Genomic DNA, 21,358 nt, shown 5'->3' on the forward strand with positions numbered 1-21,358 from the left:
AGATTTCACCAGACAAAAAAATGCCCCGCCGTTTTCACGGCGGGGCATTTTTATTGCGCTAAAGCTGAGGGGTGATTAAACGCCCGAAGCCTTGGCTGCTGCCACGTCTTTGATGGACAGCTTGATACGGCCGCGGTTGTCCACGTCCAGTACCAGCACTTCCACTTCCTGGCCTTCTTTCAGGATGTCGGTCACTTTCTCTACGCGAGCGTCGCTCAGCATCGAGATGTGAACCAGACCGTCCTTGCCTGGCAGGATGTTGACGAATGCGCCGAAGTCGACGATGCGCTCAACCTTGCCGACGTAGATCTTGCCGATCTCGGCTTCAGCGGTGATGCCCAGAACGCGCTGACGTGCAGCTTCAGCAGCTTCCTTGGTTTCGCCGAAAATCTTGATCGAACCGTCGTCTTCGATGTCGATCGAAGCCTTGGTTTCTTCGCAGATCGCACGGATGGTCGCGCCGCCTTTACCGATAACATCACGGATTTTGTCGGTGTCGATTTTCATCGCGATCATGGTCGGAGCATTTTCCGACAGTTCGGTGCGGGACTGACCAATGATCTGGTTCATCTGACCGAGGATATTCAGGCGCGCCTCCAGGGCTTGGCCCAGAGCGATTTCCATGATTTCTTCGGTGATGCCTTTGATCTTGATGTCCATCTGCAGCGCGGTAACACCTTTGGCGGTACCAGCCACTTTGAAGTCCATGTCGCCGAGGTGGTCTTCGTCACCCAGGATGTCGGTCAGGATGGCGAACTTCTCGCCTTCTTTAACCAGCCCCATGGCGATACCGGCAACCGGTGCCTTCATCGGAACACCAGCGTCCATCAGGGCCAGGGAAGCGCCGCAGACCGAAGCCATGGAGCTCGAACCGTTGGACTCAGTGATTTCCGACACAACACGAATGGTGTACGGGAACACGTCGGCGGCAGGCAGCATGGCTGCAATCGAACGACGGGCCAGACGGCCGTGACCGATTTCGCGACGACCAGCGCCACCCATGCGACCACACTCACCTACCGAGAACGGAGGGAAGTTGTAGTGCAGCATGAACGGGTCTTTTTTCTCGCCTTCCAGGGTGTCCAGCAGTTGTGCGTCACGGGCGGTGCCCAGTGTTGCAACAACCAGAGCCTGGGTTTCACCACGGGTGAACAGGGCCGAACCGTGGGTCTTAGGCAGAACACCGACTTCGATGTTCAGCGGACGTACGGTCTTGGTGTCGCGGCCGTCGATACGTGGCTTGCCGTTTACGATGTTTTCGCGAACGGTGCGGTATTCGATTTCGCCGAAAGCAGCTTTGACTTCGCTGGACGAAGGCTGGCCTTCTTCACCGGACAGTTTGGCTACAACCTGGTCTTTCAGCTCACCCAGGCGAGCGTAACGGTCGGCCTTGATGGTGATGGTGTAAGCCTGGGAGATCGCGTCGCCGAACTCGGCACGGATAGCGCCCAGCAGAGCGGTGGCTTCTGGCTGTGGAGTCCAGGTCCAGGTTGGCTTGGCCGCTTCGGCAGCCAGTTCTTTAACGGCGTTGATCACAACCTGGAACTCGTCGTGAGCAAACAGTACCGCGCCCAGCATCTGGTCTTCGGTCAGCTCTTTGGCTTCCGATTCAACCATCAACACGGCTTCCGACGTACCGGCAACGACCATGTCCAGGCTCGAAGCTTTCTGTTGTTCGTAAGTCGGGTTCAGCAGGTAGCCGGTGCTTTCGTGGAACGCAACGCGTGCGCAGCCGATCGGGCCATCGAAAGGAATGCCGGAGATCGCCAGGGCAGCCGAGGTACCGATCATCGCAGCGATGTCCGGATCGGTTTTCTTGCTGGTGGAAACGACGGTGCAGACAACCTGCACTTCGTTCATGAAGCCTTCTGGGAACAGCGGACGGATCGGACGGTCGATCAGTCGGGAAGTCAGGGTTTCTTTCTCGGAAGGACGGCCTTCACGCTTGAAGAAACCGCCAGGGATCTTACCGGCAGCGTAAGTTTTTTCCTGGTAGTGAACGGACAGCGGGAAGAAGCCCTTGCCCGGATCTGCTTGCTTGGCACCTACTACGGTCACCAATACGCTGACGTCGTCGTCAACGGTGACCAATACTGCGCCGGAGGCCTGACGGGCGATACGGCCAGTCTCGAGGGTAACGGTCGACTGACCGAACTGGAATTTTTTGATTACCGGGTTCACGGTGTCCTACCTTCTTTTGTGGCTCTTGGGGAACTTGTCTTCTTGCGAAATTCTTGGGCAATGTCGGGAATCGGCCCAACGCCTGTCCAGGGTAAAACGTGTATCCAGATAAAACTTGAGGCTGGGAGCCTGCCAGACGCCAGCGGGAAACCCACTGACGTGCGACAGACAACCAACCTCTAGCGCAATCGCTTATTAGCGACGCAGACCCAGGCGACCGATCAGAGTCTGATAACGACCCAGATCCTTGCCTTTCAGGTAGTCCAGCAGCTTGCGACGCTGGTTTACCATGCGGATCAGACCACGACGGGAGTGGTGATCTTTACCGTTGGCCTTGAAGTGACCTTGCAGCTTGTTGATGTTGTGGGTCAGCAGTGCAACTTGCACTTCTGGCGAACCAGTGTCACCAACAGCTTGCTGGTAGTCAGCTACGATTTGAGCCTTTTCTTGAACGTCGAGAGCCATGAGGCAATCCTTTTATCAGGAAACTGTTTCAAAGAAACAGCTTCAACAGGCCAGGGACAAATCCCTGTATCTAAAAATGAGTAGTGACCGTGCCTGTTAACAGCCACCCTCGTTCGGTCATTCTGACCGAATCAGTCGACGCGGCGCGATGCGCCCGTCTTCGCTCACTTCACCGATACCGATGAAGCGACCGTTATGATCCTGTACCCGCACCATGCCGAACTTCGGAGCATCCGGGGCACGTACCGGCTGGCCGTTGAGCCAGTAGAACGCGCTCGCTTCGGAGAAGTGCAGCAGCGGCCAGTCCAGCAAGCCGCTGTCCGATGGCATCAGGAAACGATCAACCGCTTCGTTGCCGCCTTCGGCATGTACCGCTTCCAGCTCTTCGAGGGTCACGGTCTGCGCCAGGGTGAAAGGCCCGGCCTGGGTACGGCGCAATTCAGCGACGTACGCACCACAACCGAGTTGCTCACCAATATCCTCCACGAGGGTACGAATATAGGTGCCCTTGCTGCAATCCACCGCAAGACGCGCAGTATCGCCTTCGAAGGCCAGTAATTCCAAGCGCGCAATAGTAACAGAACGCGGTTCGCGCTCCACTACTTCGCCTGCACGGGCCAGCTTGTACAGCGGCTGGCCATCACGCTTGAGCGCCGAGTACATCGGCGGTATCTGACTGATTTGCCCACGAAATTTCGGCAGCGCAGCTTCCATATCGGCACGACCAACGGTCACCGGGCGCTCCTGCAAAACCTCACCCTCGGCATCTGCCGTGGTGGTGGTCTTGCCCAGTTGCGCCAGGGTTTCATAACCCTTGTCGGAATCGAGCAGGTATTGCGAAAACTTGGTCGCCTCGCCGAAGCACAGCGGCAACACACCGGTGGCCAGCGGGTCGAGACTACCGGTGTGACCGGCCTTCTCGGCGTTCAGCAACCAGCGAACCTTCTGCAGCGCAGCGTTGGAAGTGAATCCCAACGGCTTGTCCAGCAGGATGATGCCACTGACGTTACGACGGATACGTTTGACCTGAGCCACCGAATTACTCCTTGGTGTCTTCAGGTTCAGCCGCAACCACGTGCTGATTATCTTCAGCCACGGCGCGTTCGATCAGGGCCGACAGATGCGCACCACGCACGACGCTTTCGTCGTAGTGGAAGTGCAATTGCGGCACGCTGCGCAGCTTCATTTCACGGGCCAGTTGCATACGCAGGAAACCTGCGGCGGCATTCAGCACCTTGATGCTTTGCGCGATGTCTTCAGCGTTGTCCTGGCCCATCACGGTGATGAAAATCTTCGCGTGACCGACGTCACGGCTGACTTCCACAGCGGTAATGGTGACCAGGCCGACGCGCGGGTCTTTGACTTCACGACGGATCAGTTGTGCCAGCTCACGCTGCATCTGATCGCCGATACGTTGGGTACGGCTGTATTCTTTTGCCATGATTTTGTTACCTGTAACTGCCCAGCGGTGAAACCCGCAAGGTCTGAAAGCGGCAAACGCCCGGCCTGACAAATGCCAGACCGGGCGTTGCGTTTAGAGTCCGGGTGATGCGCCACACATTGGAGTGCGGCCGACCATCACGGCTCCTGAAGTGCGCGAGTTAGAGGCTGCGAGCAACCTGAACCTTCTCGAAGACTTCGATCTTGTCACCGACTTTGACGTCGTTGTAGCTCTTCACGCCGATACCGCATTCCATGCCGGCACGTACTTCGGAAGCGTCATCCTTGAAGCGGCGCAGGGATTCCAGCTCGCCTTCGAAGATAACGATGTCTTCACGCAGTACACGGATTGGACGGTTACGGTGAACAACACCTTCGATAACCATGCAACCGGCGATCGCGCCAAACTTCGGCGAACGGAACACGTCACGCACTTCGGCGATACCCAGGATGTTCTCGCGAACATCGCTGCCGAGCATACCGGTCAGGGCTTTCTTGACGTCTTCGATGATGTCGTAGATCACGTTGTAGTAACGCATATCCAGACCTTCCTGCTCGACGATCTTCCGTGCGCCAGCATCGGCACGCACGTTGAAGCCGAACAGTACAGCGTTGGAAGCCAGTGCCAGGTTGGCATCGGATTCGGTGATACCACCGACGCCGCCGCCGACTACGCGCACTTGCACTTCGTCGTTGCCCAGGCCATTCAAAGCGCCCTGCAGAGCTTCCAGCGAACCACGGACATCAGATTTGAGGACGATGTTGAGCGTCTTCTTCTCTGCCTGACCCATGTTTTCGAAGATGTTTTCCAGCTTGCCGGCATGAGCGCGAGCCAGTTTGACTTCGCGGAACTTGCCTTGACGGAACAGAGCCACTTCACGGGCTTTCTTCTCGTCCGACAGCACGCTCATCTCGTCGCCAGCATCCGGGGTACCGTCCAGGCCGAGGATCTCGACAGGGATGGAAGGACCGGCTTCTTTGATTGGCTTGCCGTTCTCATCGAGCATGGCACGTACACGGCCATAGTTCGAACCGACCAGCACCATGTCGCCTTGGCGCAGGGTACCGTCTTGAACCAGAACGGTTGCAACCGGGCCACGACCTTTGTCGAGACGCGATTCAACCACAACACCGCGACCTGGGGCCGATGGGGTTGCTTTGAGTTCAAGTACTTCAGCTTGCAGCAGGACAGCTTCGAGCAACTCGTCCACGCCGGTACCGACTTTCGCCGAAACCGATACGAACGGGGTGTCGCCGCCCCACTCTTCCGAGGTCACGCCGTGAACCGACAGTTCGCTACGGATGCGATCGAGATCGGCGCCCGGCTTGTCGATCTTGTTCACTGCAACAACCAGTGGAACACCAGCGGCCTTGGCGTGCTGGACAGCTTCAATGGTTTGCGGCATCACGCCGTCGTCCGCTGCAACTACCAGGATCACGATGTCGGTCGCCTTGGCACCACGGGCACGCATTGCGGTAAACGCGGCGTGACCAGGGGTATCAAGGAAGGTGACCATGCCGCGTTCGGTTTCAACGTGGTACGCACCGATGTGCTGGGTGATACCACCGGCTTCGCCAGCAGCTACCTTGGCACGACGAATGTAGTCGAGCAGCGACGTCTTACCATGGTCAACGTGGCCCATTACGGTCACGACTGGCGCACGGGAGAACGTCTCACCTTCAAACTTCAGGGACTCGGCCAGGGAATCTTCCAGGGCGGTGTCGCTGACCAGGGTCACTTTGTGGCCCAGTTCTTCGGCTACCAGCTGAGCAGTTTCCTGATCAAGCACCTGGTTGATGGTCGCTGGAGTGCCCAGTTTGAACATGAACTTGATGATTTCAGCAGCCTTGACCGACATCTGATTGGCGAGATCGCCAACAGTGATGGTCTCGCCGATCTGCACATCACGCACGACAGGACCGGTTGGGTTCTGGAAACCGTGAGCGTTGCGTTTCTTCAGCTTGGCCTTGCCGCGACCACCACGACGGAAGCCATCGCTTTCTTCGTCGGTAGTGCGTGGCGCCACACGTGGAGCCGGCGCTTTTTCTTTGACCGAAGCGCGATGCGGAGCGTTTTTGCGCTCGCCATCGCCACCGCCGCTACGACGATTGTTGTCGTCGGCACGTGGTTTGTCCGGACGGCGCTGTTCGTCACGCTTGCGAGCGTCGGCAGCCGGCGCAGCAGCTACAACCGGCGCGGCTTCGCGCACTGGTTCGGCTACTGGAGCAGGTGCTGCAACAGCATCGGCAGGAGCGGACGAAGCACCAGCAGGAGCGCGACGCGCTTCTTCTTCGGCGCGAACCTTGGCTTCTGCTTCAGTCTTCTGACGGGCAGCATTTTCTACTGCACGACGTTCATCCAGTTCACGCTTGCGCTCGGCTTCGATTTCTTCCGGGCTGCGTTGTACGAAAACTTTCTTTTTGCGTACTTCAACGCTGATGCTTTTGCTACCAGCCACACGCAGGGTGCTGGTGGTTTTACGCTGCAGCGTGATCTTGCGTGGTTCTTCCACTTTCGCCTTGTGGCTGCTTTTCAAGTGAGTCAGCAGGGATTGCTTCTCACTGTCAGTCACATTTTCTTCGGCGGCGGTGTGCGGCAGACCTGCCTCACGCATCTGCTGCAACAGGCGCTCTACCGGTGTTTTGACCTCATCGGCCAGTTGTTTCACCGTGACTTGCGTCATGCACTTCTCTCCTCAGGCCGCGCCTAATTACTCGAACCAGTGGGCTCGGGCGGCCATGATCAACTTGCCGGCACGATCATCGTCAATGCCGTCGATGTCGAGCAGGTCGTCAATAGACTGCTCGGCCAGGTCTTCGCGGGTAATTACGCCGCGCACCGCCAGTTCCATCGCCAAATCCTTGTCCATACCCTCAAGCGAGAGCAGGTCTTCGGCCGGATGGGCGTCTGCCAGCTTTTCCTCAGTAGCGATGGCTTTGGTCAACAAACGATCCTTGGCACGAGCGCGAAGCTCGTTGACGGTATCTTCGTCAAAGCCGTCGATGTTGAGCATTTCTTCCAACGGTACGTAGGCAATCTCTTCCAGGCTGGTGAAGCCTTCATCTACCAGCACCTGTGCCAGATCTTCGTCGACTTCCAGCTCGTCGATGAAGTTGCGCAGGATGTCGCCGGTTTCTGCTTGCTGCTTAGCCTGGATGTCCGATTCGGTCATCACGTTCAGGGTCCAGCCAGTCAACTGGCTAGCCAGACGCACGTTCTGACCACCGCGACCGATGGCCTGAGCCAGATTGTCTGCGCCAACGGCGATGTCCATTGCATGGGCATCTTCGTCAACGATAATGGCCGCCACTTCTGCCGGCGACATGGCATTGATCACGAACTGCGCCGGGTTATCGTCCCAAAGAACGATATCGACACGCTCGCCACCCAACTCACCCGACACGGCCTGGACGCGCGAACCGCGCATACCGATGCACGCGCCCTGCGGGTCGATGCGTTTGTCCTTGGAGCGAACCGCGATCTTGGCGCGCGAACCCGGATCACGGGATGCTGCCATTACTTCGATCAGGCCTTCAGCAATTTCCGGCACTTCGATGCGGAACAACTCGATCAGCATTTCCGGCGCAGTACGCGACAGGATCAGCTGCGGGCCGCGGTTCTCGGTGCGGATTTCCTTGAGCAACGCACGCAGACGCACGCCGACACGGAAGGTTTCGCGAGAAATGATGTCTTCACGGGCCAGCAACGCTTCAGCGTTGTTGCCCAGATCAACGATCACGTTGTCGCGAGTAACTTTTTTCACGGTGCCGGAGATGATTTCTCCCAGACGCTCGCGATAGGCATCGACGACCTGAGCACGCTCGGCCTCGCGCACTTTCTGCACGATGACCTGCTTGGCGGTCTGCGCAGCAATGCGGCCGAATTCGATGGACTCGATCTTTTCTTCGACGACATCACCAACGTTGGCGCCAGGATGCGTTTCGGCAACCTTGCTCGGCCAGGTTTCGATGGCCGGATCATCAAGATCGTCTTCTTCGACAACCGTCCAGCGACGGAAAGTCTCGTAAGAACCGGTGTGGCGATTGATTTCCACACGCAGGTCAACTTCGTCTTCAAAACGCTTTTTGGTAGCAGTGGCCAGAGCCAGCTCCAGCGCTTCAAAAATTACGCTTGCCGGTACACCCTTTTCATTGGATACCGACTCAACAACCAGCAGTACTTCTTTGCTCATCGTACGCCTCGCCTTTCGCAAGCCATTGGATCCGCGGGATCCGCGTCTCAGTCAAAACTGGGAATAATGTTGGCCTTGTCGATCATATCGATCGGCAACAGGAACTCATGGTCTTCTACCTGCACCACGACATCCTGTTCTTCTACGCCGCGCAGAAGGCCCTGAAAGTTGCGTCGACCTTCGAAAGGCGAGCGCAGCTTGATCTTCACTTGTTCACCGGCAAATTTGGCAAACTGTTCAATAGTGAACAGCGGGCGTTCCATGCCAGGCGAGGAAACTTCAAGGGTGTATTCAACGGTGATCGGATCTTCAACATCCAGGACACCGCTGATCTGACGGCTGACAATGGCGCAATCGTCCACCAGCACACCGCCCTCTTTATCAATATAAACGCGCAACATTGAGTGGCGACCTTGAGCCGAAAACTCAATACCCCAGCATTCATAGCCTAGGGCCACGACCACCGGGGCCAGCAAGGCCTGCAACTCTTCTAGCTTGCTCGACACTGAACCCCCTCGTGCATGTAGATGCATGCGTGCAAAATAAAAAAATGGGCGAAACGCCCATCCTTGAAACGCCGTCGAACAGCGGCGTAGAAAGTGTCCAGCTAACAAAAAGCCCCTTAAAAGGGGCTCCTTAAACTGGTTGCGGGGGCCGGATTTGAACCGACGACCTTCGGGTTATGAGCCCGACGAGCTACCAGACTGCTCCACCCCGCGACAAAGCTGGGGCGGAAGTATACGACCGATCCCTTATAGGGTCAATGTAACCTTCCACCTGCAAGAAAGCCCGCAATAGCGGGCTTTCCTGACTAATTGGTACCGAGAAGGGGACTCGAACCCCTACACCCTATGGGCACAACCACCTCAAGGTTGCGTGTCTACCAATTCCACCACCTCGGCAAAACTACGTTTGAAACCCTTCTTACTTCTGCTCTTGAGCTGGAGGTACGTCAGTCGCTGGAGTAGCCGACTTTTGCTCTTGAAGCACCGGGACATCATCAGAAGCCGGTTGCTGCTTTGGAACTTCCAACACTGCTGGATTTGGGAGACCTACCTGAGTCAGCTGGTGAGCCTTCTCTTTAGCAAAGTAACCTAACCCCAAGCTGGTTATGAAGAAACCGGCGGCAAGTATAGCAGTAAACTTACTAAGAAAGGTAGAGGAACCTTGGCTTCCGAACACAGTATTTGAAGCACCTGCTCCGAAAGACGCGCCAGCGTCCGCACCCTTACCCTGCTGCAGCAAAACCAGAGCAACTACGCCCAATGCACCCAGCAGATGAAAAACGACTACGACTGTTTCCAGCATTTTTTCAGTTTCCCGCGGCGCGACAGATCGCACCGAACTCATCTGCATTCAGGGAAGCTCCACCAATGAGCCCCCCATCGATATCCGGCATGCCGAACAGTTCGACCGCATTGGCCGCCTTCACGCTGCCGCCGTATAGAAGCCGCACACCTCGTGCGACTTCAGAATTCTCTGCCGCCAACTGCTCGCGAATGGCTTTATGCACATCCTGAGCCTGCTGCGGCGTTGCAGTCAGTCCGGTACCAATGGCCCAGACCGGCTCGTAAGCTATCACTGCCTTTGCAAAGGCACCAACACCCAGCTCCTCGATGATGCTGCCCAGCTGACGCCCGACAACCTCAAGAGTTTTACCGGCTTCGCGCTGCTCCAGGGTTTCCCCTATACACAACACCGGAATCAAGCCACATGCCTGTGCCGCTGCGAACTTGCGATTCAGCACCCCGTCTCGCTCGCCCATTATCTGGCGGCGTTCGGAGTGCCCGACAAGCACAAGAGAACAACCTGCATCCACCAACTGACTCGGTGCAATTTCACCGGTCAATGCACCTTGCATGGATTCCACCGCAGAATTCTGCGCGCCGACCGAAATCGACTTGCCTTTCAGGCCATCAATCACTTGATTGATATGCAAGCAAGGCGGGAATACCGCGACATCAACACCGCTAGGCAAGGCCAAATGACGAAGGCCGTTGATCAGCTCAGCGACGCTGGCGCGGGTACCGTGCATCTTCCAGTTACCAGCTACCATAGGGCGACGCATGCTGTACCTCGTCGGTCAAAGTGGGCGCAGATGTTACCCAACACAATCATGGCTGGCAAGCCGTATCAGGCAGAAACTTCAGTTACCAGTTTTGCCAGTTCTTCGGCATAGCTGCGAACCTGGGTTTCGTCCTCGCCTTCGACCATGACACGCACCAGAGGCTCTGTCCCGGACTTGCGCAAAAGCACGCGACCACGACCCGCCATTGCCTGGGTTACGCGCGCGCTGGCTTCCTTGACAGCAGGATGCTCCAGCGGGTTGTCACCGCCACCAAAACGCACGTTGATCAGCACCTGAGGGCACTTGCGCAGGGCTTGCCGGGTTTGCGCCAAACCTTCATTACGAGTCTTCAGCGCCATCAGCACTTGCAACGCCGCGATGATCGCATCGCCAGTGGTCGTGTGATTGAAACACACCACATGCCCCGAATTCTCACCACCAACCAGCCAGTTACGCTCCAGCAGTTCGGCGATCACATAACGGTCACCGACATTGGCGCGAACGAACGGAATCCCCAATTCAGCCAGAGCCAGCTCCAGACCGAGATTGCTCATCAGAGTGCCAACCACCCCGCCCTGCAACTTGCCACGATCATGCAGATCACGCGCAATGATGAACAACAGTTCGTCACCATCAACGATGGCGCCCGTATGATCCACCATCAGCACACGATCGCCATCACCGTCGAAGGCAATACCCAGATCAGCGTGCTCAGCCAGAACAGCAGCCTGCAACTGACCCATATGGGTCGAGCCGCAATTGTCATTAATGTTCAGACCATTAGGCTGGGCCGACAACACCACGACTTCAGCGCCCAGTTCACGGAAGACGCTCGGCGCAACCTTGTAGGTCGCCCCATGCGCGCAGTCGATCACGATCTTCAGACCGGAAAAACTGGTACTGGTCGGCACACTGCTCTTGCAAAATTCGATGTAGCGGCCGGACGCATCGTTGATGCGCGACACTTTGCCGATCTTGCTCGACTCAACCACGGTCATCGGGGTGTCGAGCAATTCTTCGATCATCAATTCCAATTCATCCGGCAGCTTGGTGCCCTTGCCGGAAAAGAATTTGATGCCGTTATCGTCATGCGGGTTGTGCGAAGCACTGATCACGATCCCGGCTTCTGCCTGGAACGTGCGCGACAAATAGGCGATGGCCGGAGTCGGCATCGGACCAAGCAACATGACATCGGCACCCGCCGAAGTCAGTCCAGCCTCAAGTGCCGATTCGAACATGTAGCCGGAGATTCGTGTGTCCTTGCCGACCAGCACCTTGCAGGCGCCCATCTTGCGGAAGGCCATACCGGCAGCCCAGCCGAGCTTGAGCATGAAATCCGGAGTGATCGGGTATACCCCAACGCGCCCACGAATACCGTCAGTGCCAAAGTATTTCTTGCTCATAAGTGCTCCATCATTCTTATTCGGCTGATTCCACGGCTGCGAGCATCCGCACCACGTCGACCGTTTCCGCCACATCATGGACGCGCAATATACGCGCACCCTTGATTGATGCCAGTGCAGCCAGTGCCAGACCGCCATGCAGACGCTCGCCGACAGGGCGATTCAGGGCCTGCCCGATCATGCTTTTGCGTGAGACACCGACCAGCAACGGTCGACCCAGCGCGTGCAGGGCTTCCATATGCTTGAACAAGCTTAGATTGTGCTGCAGGGTTTTGGCGAAACCGAAGCCGGGATCAAGAATGATCCGCTCAGCCGGGATGCCCGCTAACGCACATTGACTCATGCGCTCCGCCAGAAATTGACCCACTTCCCGAGTGACATCCTGATATTGCGGATCATCCTGCATATCACCAGGCTCACCCAGCATATGCATCAGACAGACCGGCAAGCCCGTTGCCGCCGCCGCATCCAGCGCGCCATCCCGTCGCAACGAGCGGACATCGTTGATCAATCCAGCGCCCAGCCGCGCGGTTTCGCGCATTACGGCAGGGGTCGACGTATCAATAGAGATAACCACATCCAGCTCACGATTGATCAGCTCGACAATCGGCGCCACACGCTCAAGCTCTTCAAGCGGGGAAACCGCTCGCGCGCCAGGCCGGGTCGATTCGCCACCGACGTCGATCAGCGTTGCGCCAGCTGCCACCATCGCCTCGGCGTGACGCAATGCAGCATCAAGCTGACTGAATCGGCCGCCATCGGAGAAAGAATCGGGAGTGACATTGAGAATACCCATGACATGCGTCCGGGCCAAATCAAGAACCCGGTTGCCGCAAGGCAACCGGGTCAGGGACTGTACAGAAGTCATTTCAAACCTTAAACGTCAGCAGCCGGACCGCCAATCGGTGTTTCCGGACGCTCGTCCTGAACCACTGGTGGTGGAGGCGTACCGGTGCCACCCGACCAATCGCGAGGCTCGCGAGGTGCACGACCTGCCATGATGTCGTCGATCTGCTCAGCATCGATCGTTTCATACTTCATCAGGGCGTCAGCCATGGCATCGAGCTTGTCACGGTTGTCCGTGAGGATCTGCTTGGCCGTGCCGTAGCACTGGTCAATGATGCTGCGCACTTCGGAGTCGATCAGCTTGGCTGTCTCACCGGAGAAGCTGGCAGCCTGACCACCACCGCCGCGACCGAGGAACACTTCGCCCTCTTCTTCGGCGTACATCAACGGACCGAGTTTTTCCGACAGACCCCACTTGGTGACCATGTTCCGCGCAATCTGACTGGCACGCATGATGTCGTTGGAAGCACCGGTGGTCACACCGTCAAAACCAAGGGTCATCTCTTCTGCGATACGGCCGCCGTACAGCGAGCAGATCTGACTGATCAGTGCGCGCTTGGACAGGCTGTAGCGATCTTCTTCCGGCAGGAACATGGTCACACCCAGCGCACGGCCGCGCGGAATGATCGAAACCTTGTACACCGGATCATGCTCAGGCACGACGCGACCAACGATGGCGTGGCCTGCTTCGTGATAAGCGGTGTTCTGCTTCTCTTTTTCCGACATGACCATCGATTTGCGCTCGGCGCCCATCATGATCTTGTCTTTGGCCAGTTCGAACTCTTTCATCTCGACGATGCGCTTGCCGCTACGAGCAGCGAACAGCGACGCTTCGTTGACCAGGTTGGCCAGATCAGCACCCGAGAAGCCCGGGGTACCACGTGCGATAACCGCCGGAGCAACGTCGTCGCCCAGTGGCACCTTACGCATGTGAACCTTGAGGATCTGCTCGCGACCACGGATGTCCGGCAGACCAACCACAACCTGACGGTCGAAACGGCCCGGACGCAGCAATGCCGGGTCGAGTACGTCTGGACGGTTGGTTGCAGCGATAACGATGATGCCGTCATTCATTTCGAAGCCGTCCATCTCTACCAGCAACTGGTTGAGAGTCTGCTCGCGCTCGTCGTGACCGCCACCCATGCCGGCGCCACGATGGCGGCCGACGGCGTCGATTTCGTCGATAAAGATGATGCACGGTGCATGCTTCTTGGCCTGCTCGAACATGTCACGAACACGACTGGCACCGACACCAACGAACATTTCAACGAAGTCGGAACCGGAAATGGTGAAGAAAGGCACCTTGGCTTCACCGGCAATCGCCTTGGCCAGCAAGGTTTTACCGGTACCCGGAGGACCGACCATCAGTACACCGCGAGGAATACGACCGCCCAGACGCTGGAATTTGCCCGGATCACGGAGGAACTCCACAAGCTCACCAACTTCTTCCTTGGCTTCGTCGCAACCTGCAACGTCAGCCAAAGTGGTTTTCACCTGATCTTCGGAGAGCAGGCGCGCCTTGCTCTTGCCGAAGCTCATCGGCCCGCCCTTGCCGCCCGCACCCCCCTGCATCTGGCGCATGAAGAACATGAACACCGCGATGATCACCAGGATCGGGAAGCTGGCCACCAGAAGCTGGGTCCAGATGCTTTGCTGTTCAGGCTGCTTGCCTTCAACCACAACGTGATTGTCGACGAGGTCGCCGATCAGGCCATTGTCCTGGATTGCCGGACGAATGGTCTTGAAGCTGTCGCCATCGTTACGCTTGCCGGTAATCACATAACCATCAACGGCTACGCGCTCGACCTTGCCATCCTTGACTTGCTGGATGAAGTCGGAATAGTTGAGGGTCTGCGGCTCGTTAGGGCTGGAGAAGTTGTTCATCACCGTCACCAGGACAGCCGCGATGATCAACCACAGGATCAGATTCTTTGCCATATCGTTCAATTAACTACCCTCTGAAGCAAGCTCCGCTACTGGCGCGCGCTTCGCATGATATTCACCGGCCTAACTTACTACATTACCTACAGCTCTGGCAGGCGCCGTCTGTAACCCTTTGTGAAACACTTTCCACACAATATTCGCTAAAGCGCTCGGGGCGAAATACGAAAAACCTATCACCCCGCTAAAAAACCTCGTTTTACTCACTACGACCGCGGTAACCCCAAGCCAGCATGTATTGCTCGCGGGAGCTGCCACGGGAAGAGTCAGGCTTGAGCATCTGGATCTTGTCGAATTTGCGACGAGCATCCTTCAGGTACACATCAAACCCTTCGCCCTGAAAAATCTTGATCACGAAATTGCCACCCGGCTTGAGTATCCGTTCCGCCAGATCCAGAGCCAGCTCGCAAAGAAACATGGCCTTTGGCATGTCCACTTCGGGCGTACCACTCATATTGGGGGCCATATCGGAAATCACAAGGTCCACCTGCGAATTACCCACCGCCTCAAGGATCTGAGCGAGCACCGCGTCCTGGGTGAAGTCACCCTGAATGAAAGTCACGTCCGGAATGCTGTCCATTTCCAGGATGTCCGAGGCGATCAGACGGCCCTGACCACCGATCAGCCGGCTGGTGACCTGCGACCAGCCACCGGGCGCCGCGCCCAGGTCGACAACGCTCATGCCAGGACGGATCAGCTTGTATTTCTCCTGGACCTCGAGAAGCTTGTAACTCGCACGCGAACGGTAGCCGTCCTTCTGCGCCTGCTTCACATAGGGATCATTAACATGTCTTTTCAGCCAACCAAGGCTTGTCTTGGAACGCGCCATTGGGCACCTCGATGATAAGGGTCGTGATTAATTGGGCGGATCCACGAGCCCTCGGGTAAAATGGCCGCCATTTTACAGAATCCAGACGAAAGGGTCAGATTATGCCGCTCACTCAAGAGCAGAAGAAACAGTACAAATCCATTGGCCACCACCTCAAACCAGTTTTGACTGTGGCTGACAACGGTTTGACTGAAGGTGTGTTAGCCGAACTTGAACGCGCTTTGGCGGATCACGAGCTGATTAAAATCAAGCTCAACATCCTTGATCGCGAGGCGCGCCTGGCGTCCATTGCAGAACTCTGCAAGGTCGGCAAAGCGGACCTGGTTCAGGTCATCGGCAAGATGGCACTGATCTACCGCAAGAACTTCAGCGCCAACAAGCAGCTGTCGAACGTTCATCGCTTCAAGTGATGACAAGGGTCAAGGGTGTGCTTCGCGCACCCTGCCACTCCATCCAGGTACCGGCTGCAACACCAGCACCAGCCCGGAAAAACCCAGAACCAGAAAGCTGAACACCTGCCAGCGCTGCGCATCCGGCCAGCCGACACGCACTGCGACAAACATCGCACACGCATACAACGCCACCAGCAACACCTGTCCGCGAAAATCGCGCCATAGACTGGCAAGGCCCTCGGTCTTTACCAGCACCAAAGCCTGAAAAATCAAGCAGGCGGCAGCAAACCCAACCACCAGCACTTCAAATGCACTTGCAACTTCATCGACCAGCAGCGGTGCCAGGCCTATTTGGCCCAACACCGGTCGCAGGCCCAGATGCACCAGCCATAAGCCACCGACCCAAAGCATCTGGGTCAGTTGCCAGATCACGGCGCCCGCATTCAGCAGGCGCCCTGTTTCAGATGTGACGGACTTCGACAATCTCGTACTCGATAACACCGCTAGGCGTTTTCACTGCAACAACATCGCCTTCTTGCTTGCCGATCAAGGCACGGGCCAATGGCGACCCTACCGAAATCTTGCCAAGTTTGAAGTCGGCCTCGTCCTCACCCACGATGTGGTAAGTCACGCTTTCGTCAGTCTCGACGTTGGCGATTTCAACGGTGGTGCCGAAAATCACTTTACCGGTATGCGGGATGGTCGTGACGTCGATGATGACCTGATTCTGAATCCGGCCTTCGATGTCACGAATCCGCGCTTCAACCATACCCTGCTGTTCGCGAGCGGCATGGTATTCGGCGTTTTCTTTCAAGTCACCCAACTCGCGGGCCGTACCGATGTCCTGGCTGAGCTTTGGACGAACGACCTTGGTCAGGTGAGTGTGTTCTTCTTCCAGGGCTTTCGCGCCCTGGACGGTCATTGGGTATTTGATCATGCCTTCAATCCTGCGTGTAGATCCTGCAAGCGACGCACGGTCTTCTCGGGACCGAACTTCAGTGCTTCGCAGATCGCTTCGCCAGCAGCAATAGTGGTGGTGCAATAGATCTTGTGCTGCAAGGCGTTGCGACGGATGGAATACGAGTCGGCAATCGACTGGCGACCTTCGGTGGTGTTGATGATCAGAGTGACTTCGTCGTTCTTGATCATGTCGACCACGTGCGGACGACCTTCGGTCACCTTGTTCACGCGGCGCACTTTCAGGCCTGCAGCTTCGATCAGCTTGGCAGTACCGGCAGTGGCAACCACTTCGAAGCCCAAGTTGATCAGATCACGGGCCACGCCTGCAACCAAAGGTTTGTCGTCGTCACGCACGCTGATGAATGCGGTGCCGCCAGTTGGCAGCACTTCGCTGGCGCCCATCTGGGCCTTGGCGAATGCTTCACCGAAGGTGTCGCCCACGCCCATCACTTCACCGGTCGACTTCATCTCTGGGCCGAGGATCGGGTCAACTCCAGGGAATTTGGCGAATGGGAACACCGCCTCTTTCACACTGTAGAAGTTCGGAATGATTTCCTTGGTGAAGCCGATTTCCTTCAGGGTCTTACCGGCCATGACGCGGGCAGCGATCATTGCCAGGGAAACACCGATGCACTTCGACACGAACGGTACGGTACGCGAAGCGCGCGGATTGACTTCGATGACGTAGATGTCTTCGCCTTGCAGCGCCAACTGAACGTTCATCAGGCCGACAACGCCCAGTTCCAGGGCCATTTTCTTGACCTGTTCGCGCATCTCGTCCTGGATGTGCAGCGGCAGCGAGTACGGCGGCAGCGAGCAAGCGGAGTCACCGGAGTGAACGCCAGCCTGTTCAATGTGCTGCATGATCGCGCCGATCACTACATCAGTACCGTCGCAGACAGCATCGACGTCCATTTCGATGGCGCAGTTGAGGAAGTGGTCGAGCAGCACCGGGCTGTCGTTCGACACTTTCACCGCGTCACGCAGGTAGCGCTTGAGTTCTTCTTCTTCGTAGACGATTTCCATCGCCCGACCGCCGAGTACGTAGGACGGACGCACGACCAGCGGGTAGCCGATCTTGCTGGCTGCACGGATCGCTTCGTCTTCGCTGCGCACGGTGGCGTTAGGCGGCTGACGCAGGTTCAGACGCTCAACCATCTGCTGGAAGCGCTCGCGGTCTTCTGCACGGTCGATGGCATCAGGGCTGGTGCCGATGATCGGCACGCCAGCCGCTTCCAGGGCGCGAGCCAGTTTCAACGGGGTCTGCCCGCCGTACTGGACGATCACGCCTTTCGGCTTCTCGACGCGGCAGATTTCCAGCACGTCTTCCAGGGTTACCGGTTCGAAGTACAGACGGTCGGAAGTGTCGTAGTCAGTGGAAACGGTTTCCGGATTGCAGTTGACCATGATGGTCTCGTACCCGTCTTCGCGCAGGGCGAGGGCGGCGTGTACGCAGCAGTAGTCGAACTCGATGCCCTGGCCGATACGGTTTGGACCGCCGCCAAGGATCATGATCTTGTCGCGACCGGACGGCTTCGCTTCGCACTCTTCCTCGTAAGTCGAGTACAGGTAGGCGGTGTCGGTGGCGAACTCGGCGGCGCAGGTATCAACGCGTTTGTAGACCGGGAAGATTTCCAGCTTGTGGCGATGAGTCCGCAGGTTCTTCTCGGTCACACCCAGCAGCTTGGCCAGACGCTGATCCGAGAAGCCTTTGCGCTTGAGGCGGAACATCAGGTCGCGGTCGATGGAGGACAGACCCAGGGTCTTGACCTTCTCTTCTTCCTTGATCAGATCTTCGATCTGCACCAGGAACCACGGATCGATCATGTTCATGCCGAAGATTTGCTCAACGGTCATGCCGGCGCGGAAAGCGTCAGCCACATACCAGATACGCTCGGCACCCGGCACGGTCAGTTCGCGCTTGAGCACGCTCATGCTTTCCGGGTTGCTCAGGTCGAGCTTCTCGTCCAGACCGCAAACGCCCACTTCCAGACCGCGCAGAGCTTTCTGCAGGGATTCCTGGAAAGTACGGCCGATGGCCATGACTTCACCCACCGACTTCATTTGAGTGGTCAGGCGGGCGTCGGCTTTCGGGAATTTCTCGAAAGCAAAACGCGGCAGCTTGGTCACAACGTAGTCGATCGACGGCTCGAAGGACGCCGGGGTCTTGCCGCCGGTGATGTCGTTCGACAATTCGTCGAGGGTGTAACCCACCGCCAGTTTGGCCGCGACTTTGGCAATCGGGAAACCGGTGGCTTTCGAGGCCAGAGCCGACGAACGCGATACACGCGGGTTCATCTCGATCACGACCATACGACCGGTGTCCGGGCAGATACCGAACTGCACGTTGGAACCGCCAGTCTCGACGCCGATCTCGCGCAGTACCGCCAAAGAGGCGTTACGCAGGATCTGGTATTCCTTGTCGGTCAGGGTCTGTGCCGGAGCAACAGTGATCGAGTCACCGGTGTGCACGCCCATCGGGTCGAAGTTTTCGATGGAGCAGACGATGATGCAGTTGTCCTTTTTGTCGCGGACAACTTCCATCTCATATTCTTTCCAGCCGATCAGCGATTCGTCGATCAGCAGCTCTTTGGTCGGCGACAGATCCAGACCACGGGCGCAGATTTCTTCGAACTCTTCACGGTTGTAAGCGATACCGCCACCGGTGCCACCCATGGTGAAGGACGGACGGATGATGCACGGGAAGCCCAGGGTCTCGAGGACTGCGTTGGCTTCTTCCATGCTGTGGGCGATACCGGAACGCGGGCACGCCAGGCCGATGGATTTCATCGCCTTGTCGAAACGCGAACGGTCTTCAGCCTTGTCGATGGTGTCGGCGTTGGCACCGATCATCTCCACGCCGAACTTCTCCAGAACGCCTTCGCGCTCCAGATCCAGAGCGCAGTTCAGAGCGGTCTGGCCGCCCATGGTCGGCAGCAGTGCGTCCGGACGCTCTTTCTCGATGATCTTGGCAACGGTCTGCCATTTGATCGGTTCGATATAGGTGGCGTCGGCCATGTCCGGGTCGGTCATGATGGTGGCCGGGTTGGAGTTCACCAGGATGACGCGGTAACCCTCTTCGCGCAGGGCTTTACAGGCCTGGGCGCCGGAGTAGTCAAATTCGCAGGCCTGGCCGATAACGATCGGGCCAGCGCCGAGAATCAGGATGCTTTTAATGTCTGTACGTTTTGGCATGGGTTTGTCACTCAAATCCGCAGGTCAGTCGGCAAGCCGTCTTGATCGATTTCTGAAGCTTCGAGGGGGCCGCCGCATTCGGGGCCGCCCTCGAGGGGCTTCTCGCTACAGTCTCAAGGCGAACGCTTAGCGTCGCTTGGCCATCTCGTTGATGAAGCGGTCGAACAGTGGAGCCACATCGTTCGGGCCCGGGCTCGCTTCAGGGTGACCCTGGAAGCTGAACGCGCTCTTGTCGGTACGCTCGATGCCTTGCAGGGTGCCGTCGAACAGCGATTTGTGGATCGCCCGCACGTTGGCTGGCAAGGTCGCTTCGTCCACCGCAAAACCGTGGTTCTGGCTGGTGATCATTACGACGCCTGTGTCCAGATCCTGCACCGGGTGGTTGGCACCGTGGTGGCCGTGACCCATTTTCAGGGTTTTGGCGCCGGAGGCCAGAGCCAGCAGCTGGTGACCGAGGCAGATACCGAACACCGGAATCTCGGTTTCCAGCACTTCCTTGATGGCCTTGATCGCGTAGTCGCAAGGCTCCGGATCACCAGGACCGTTGGACAGGAACACGCCGTCCGGCTTCAGTGCCAGAACATCGGCAGCCGGGGTTTGTGCCGGCACCACGGTGACACGGCAACCGCGCTCGACCAGCATGCGCAGGATGTTGACCTTGACGCCGTAGTCGTAGGCAACCACGTGATATGGCAGCTCGGAGGCTTCGATGGTCGCGTGGCTGTCGGTTTTCAGATCCCAGACAGTCGAGCGCCACTCGTATTGCTTGGTGGTGCTGACGACTTTCGCCAGGTCCATGCCTTTCAGGCCAGGGAAACCCTGCGCAGCAGCAATCGCGGCTTCTTCGGAGATGTTGTCACCGGCCATGATGCAGCCGTTCTGTGCGCCTTTTTCACGCAGGATGCGGGTCAGGCGGCGGGTGTCGATACCGGCGATCGCCACAACATTGTTGGCTTTCAAGTAATCGGACAGGGACATCGTGTTACGCCAGTTGCTCGCTACCAGCGGCAGGTCACGGATGACCAGGCCAGCGGACCAGACGCGGTCGGACTCGGCATCTTCAGGCGTGGTGCCGGTGTTGCCGATGTGCGGGTAAGTCAGGGTAACGATCTGTTGGGCGTAGGAAGGATCGGTAAGGATTTCCTGATAGCCGGTCATTGCGGTGTTGAACACCACCTCTCCAACGGTCTGGCCGTCGGCTCCAATGGCTTCGCCGCGAAAAATGCTGCCATCAGCAAGGGCGAGTATGGCTGGCTTAGTCAAGAAGACCTCCCGTAAATAAAGCATGAAGGGGCAATCGCAGGTTGTAAAAAAGCGGAGTGACGTATGGACACGTCACCCCGCTCATTCACTGAATTATTCTGCGCGCTTTTAGTGGACACACTAAAGCTGTAGCTTACAGAAAAAGGCTTTTTTGGTCTACCGCCAATGAGCCCGAAAGGGCG

The 21,358-nt window shown here is 57.4% G+C and carries 18 protein-coding genes and 2 tRNA genes; 1 reads left to right on the forward strand and 19 read right to left on the reverse strand.

The features are described 5' to 3' along the window. Window positions 1-75 precede the first annotated feature (75 nt). The 15 genes from pnp to rlmE all read right to left on the reverse strand — a co-directional run bounded on the left by pnp (window position 76) and on the right by rlmE (window position 15,366). Window positions 76-2,181, reverse strand: a complete 2,106-nt coding sequence (gene pnp / locus ACTWLJ_RS02960) for a polyribonucleotide nucleotidyltransferase (RefSeq protein WP_046045794.1) — start codon at window positions 2,179-2,181, stop codon at window positions 76-78. Window positions 2,182-2,376: 195 nt separating this feature from the next. Then, complete coding sequence (rpsO, locus tag ACTWLJ_RS02965) at window positions 2,377-2,646, reverse strand: 30S ribosomal protein S15 (protein WP_003177875.1); 270 nt, start codon at window positions 2,644-2,646, stop codon at window positions 2,377-2,379. 117 nt (window positions 2,647-2,763) lie between these two features. Further along, a complete protein-coding gene (truB, locus tag ACTWLJ_RS02970) occupies window positions 2,764-3,681 on the reverse strand; it encodes a tRNA pseudouridine(55) synthase TruB (protein WP_401221532.1) in 918 nt (305 codons plus the stop codon). Window positions 3,682-3,685: 4 nt separating this feature from the next. Beyond that, complete coding sequence (gene rbfA, locus ACTWLJ_RS02975; RefSeq protein ID WP_096818842.1) at window positions 3,686-4,087, reverse strand: 30S ribosome-binding factor RbfA; 402 nt, start codon at window positions 4,085-4,087, stop codon at window positions 3,686-3,688. A gap of 160 nt (window positions 4,088-4,247) precedes the next feature. Next, a complete protein-coding gene (gene infB, locus ACTWLJ_RS02980) occupies window positions 4,248-6,770 on the reverse strand; it encodes a translation initiation factor IF-2 (protein WP_445179810.1) in 2,523 nt (840 codons plus the stop codon). Window positions 6,771-6,797: 27 nt separating this feature from the next. Next, window positions 6,798-8,279, reverse strand: coding sequence for a transcription termination factor NusA (gene nusA, locus ACTWLJ_RS02985; protein ID WP_445179811.1), 1,482 nt, complete (start codon window positions 8,277-8,279; stop codon window positions 6,798-6,800). 47 nt (window positions 8,280-8,326) lie between these two features. After that, complete coding sequence (gene rimP, locus ACTWLJ_RS02990) at window positions 8,327-8,785, reverse strand: ribosome maturation factor RimP (protein WP_149088505.1); 459 nt, start codon at window positions 8,783-8,785, stop codon at window positions 8,327-8,329. A 136-nt stretch (window positions 8,786-8,921) separates the two neighbouring features. Next, window positions 8,922-8,998: transfer RNA gene (locus ACTWLJ_RS02995), tRNA-Met, on the reverse strand. Between the two features lie 97 nt (window positions 8,999-9,095). Then, a tRNA-Leu gene (locus ACTWLJ_RS03000) sits at window positions 9,096-9,181 on the reverse strand. 22 nt (window positions 9,182-9,203) lie between these two features. Then, window positions 9,204-9,587 carry a preprotein translocase subunit SecG gene (secG, locus tag ACTWLJ_RS03005; protein WP_017336473.1) on the reverse strand — a complete coding sequence of 128 codons (384 nt, stop codon included), beginning with the start codon at window positions 9,585-9,587 and terminating at the stop codon, window positions 9,204-9,206. 4 nt (window positions 9,588-9,591) lie between these two features. Next, window positions 9,592-10,347 (reverse strand): triose-phosphate isomerase, encoded by a 756-nt coding sequence (tpiA, locus tag ACTWLJ_RS03010; RefSeq protein WP_445179812.1) that lies wholly within the window; start codon window positions 10,345-10,347, stop codon window positions 9,592-9,594. Window positions 10,348-10,412: 65 nt separating this feature from the next. After that, window positions 10,413-11,750, reverse strand: coding sequence for a phosphoglucosamine mutase (gene glmM, locus ACTWLJ_RS03015; RefSeq protein ID WP_445179813.1), 1,338 nt, complete (start codon window positions 11,748-11,750; stop codon window positions 10,413-10,415). 16 nt (window positions 11,751-11,766) lie between these two features. Continuing rightward, window positions 11,767-12,618, reverse strand: a complete 852-nt coding sequence (gene folP, locus ACTWLJ_RS03020; protein ID WP_445179814.1) for a dihydropteroate synthase — start codon at window positions 12,616-12,618, stop codon at window positions 11,767-11,769. An 8-nt stretch (window positions 12,619-12,626) separates the two neighbouring features. Continuing rightward, the gene (gene ftsH, locus ACTWLJ_RS03025) at window positions 12,627-14,534 is read right to left on the reverse strand and encodes an ATP-dependent zinc metalloprotease FtsH (protein WP_445181444.1); all 1,908 of its coding nucleotides are present in this window, start codon (window positions 14,532-14,534) and stop codon (window positions 12,627-12,629) included. 202 nt (window positions 14,535-14,736) lie between these two features. Then, window positions 14,737-15,366, reverse strand: coding sequence for a 23S rRNA (uridine(2552)-2'-O)-methyltransferase RlmE (rlmE, locus tag ACTWLJ_RS03030; protein ID WP_401221024.1), 630 nt, complete (start codon window positions 15,364-15,366; stop codon window positions 14,737-14,739). 101 nt (window positions 15,367-15,467) lie between these two features. Between rlmE and ACTWLJ_RS03035 the strand changes: the two genes are divergently transcribed. Next, window positions 15,468-15,776, forward strand: coding sequence for a YhbY family RNA-binding protein (locus ACTWLJ_RS03035; RefSeq protein ID WP_401221027.1), 309 nt, complete (start codon window positions 15,468-15,470; stop codon window positions 15,774-15,776). Window positions 15,777-15,785: 9 nt separating this feature from the next. On the opposite strand, the gene ACTWLJ_RS03040 is transcribed toward ACTWLJ_RS03035, so the two are convergent. From ACTWLJ_RS03040 to carA, 4 genes are all read right to left on the reverse strand, one after another. Next, complete coding sequence (locus tag ACTWLJ_RS03040; protein WP_445181445.1) at window positions 15,786-16,190, reverse strand: MFS transporter; 405 nt, start codon at window positions 16,188-16,190, stop codon at window positions 15,786-15,788. 28 nt (window positions 16,191-16,218) lie between these two features. Continuing rightward, on the reverse strand, window positions 16,219-16,695 hold the full coding sequence (greA, locus tag ACTWLJ_RS03045) for a transcription elongation factor GreA (RefSeq protein WP_401221030.1): 477 nt from the start codon (window positions 16,693-16,695) through the stop codon (window positions 16,219-16,221). Continuing rightward, the gene (gene carB, locus ACTWLJ_RS03050; RefSeq protein ID WP_445179815.1) at window positions 16,692-19,913 is read right to left on the reverse strand and encodes a carbamoyl-phosphate synthase large subunit; all 3,222 of its coding nucleotides are present in this window, start codon (window positions 19,911-19,913) and stop codon (window positions 16,692-16,694) included. The genes greA and carB overlap by 4 nt, the downstream gene beginning before the upstream one ends. Window positions 19,914-20,039: 126 nt before the next feature. Beyond that, window positions 20,040-21,176 carry a glutamine-hydrolyzing carbamoyl-phosphate synthase small subunit gene (gene carA, locus ACTWLJ_RS03055; RefSeq protein ID WP_445179816.1) on the reverse strand — a complete coding sequence of 379 codons (1,137 nt, stop codon included), beginning with the start codon at window positions 21,174-21,176 and terminating at the stop codon, window positions 20,040-20,042. Window positions 21,177-21,358 lie beyond the last annotated feature (182 nt).

Source organism: Pseudomonas sp. McL0111 (assembly GCF_052567255.1).

What these genes read in the sequence shown, in the direction of transcription:
- greA (WP_401221030.1), bottom strand. Translation starts at nt 16,695, where the DNA reads ATGATCAAATACCCAATGACCGTCCAGGGCGCGAAAGCCCTGGAAGAA.
- nusA (WP_445179811.1), bottom strand. Translation starts at nt 8,279, where the DNA reads ATGAGCAAAGAAGTACTGCTGGTTGTTGAGTCGGTATCCAATGAAAAG.
- glmM (WP_445179813.1), bottom strand. Translation starts at nt 11,750, where the DNA reads ATGAGCAAGAAATACTTTGGCACTGACGGTATTCGTGGGCGCGTTGGG.
- tpiA (WP_445179812.1), bottom strand. Translation starts at nt 10,347, where the DNA reads ATGCGTCGCCCTATGGTAGCTGGTAACTGGAAGATGCACGGTACCCGC.
- rbfA (WP_096818842.1), bottom strand. Translation starts at nt 4,087, where the DNA reads ATGGCAAAAGAATACAGCCGTACCCAACGTATCGGCGATCAGATGCAG.
- rpsO (WP_003177875.1), bottom strand. Translation starts at nt 2,646, where the DNA reads ATGGCTCTCGACGTTCAAGAAAAGGCTCAAATCGTAGCTGACTACCAG.
- secG (WP_017336473.1), bottom strand. Translation starts at nt 9,587, where the DNA reads ATGCTGGAAACAGTCGTAGTCGTTTTTCATCTGCTGGGTGCATTGGGC.
- infB (WP_445179810.1), bottom strand. Translation starts at nt 6,770, where the DNA reads ATGACGCAAGTCACGGTGAAACAACTGGCCGATGAGGTCAAAACACCG.
- ACTWLJ_RS03035 (WP_401221027.1), top strand. Translation starts at nt 15,468, where the DNA reads ATGCCGCTCACTCAAGAGCAGAAGAAACAGTACAAATCCATTGGCCAC.
- folP (WP_445179814.1), bottom strand. Translation starts at nt 12,618, where the DNA reads ATGACTTCTGTACAGTCCCTGACCCGGTTGCCTTGCGGCAACCGGGTT.
- carB (WP_445179815.1), bottom strand. Translation starts at nt 19,913, where the DNA reads ATGCCAAAACGTACAGACATTAAAAGCATCCTGATTCTCGGCGCTGGC.
- ftsH (WP_445181444.1), bottom strand. Translation starts at nt 14,534, where the DNA reads ATGGCAAAGAATCTGATCCTGTGGTTGATCATCGCGGCTGTCCTGGTG.
- rlmE (WP_401221024.1), bottom strand. Translation starts at nt 15,366, where the DNA reads ATGGCGCGTTCCAAGACAAGCCTTGGTTGGCTGAAAAGACATGTTAAT.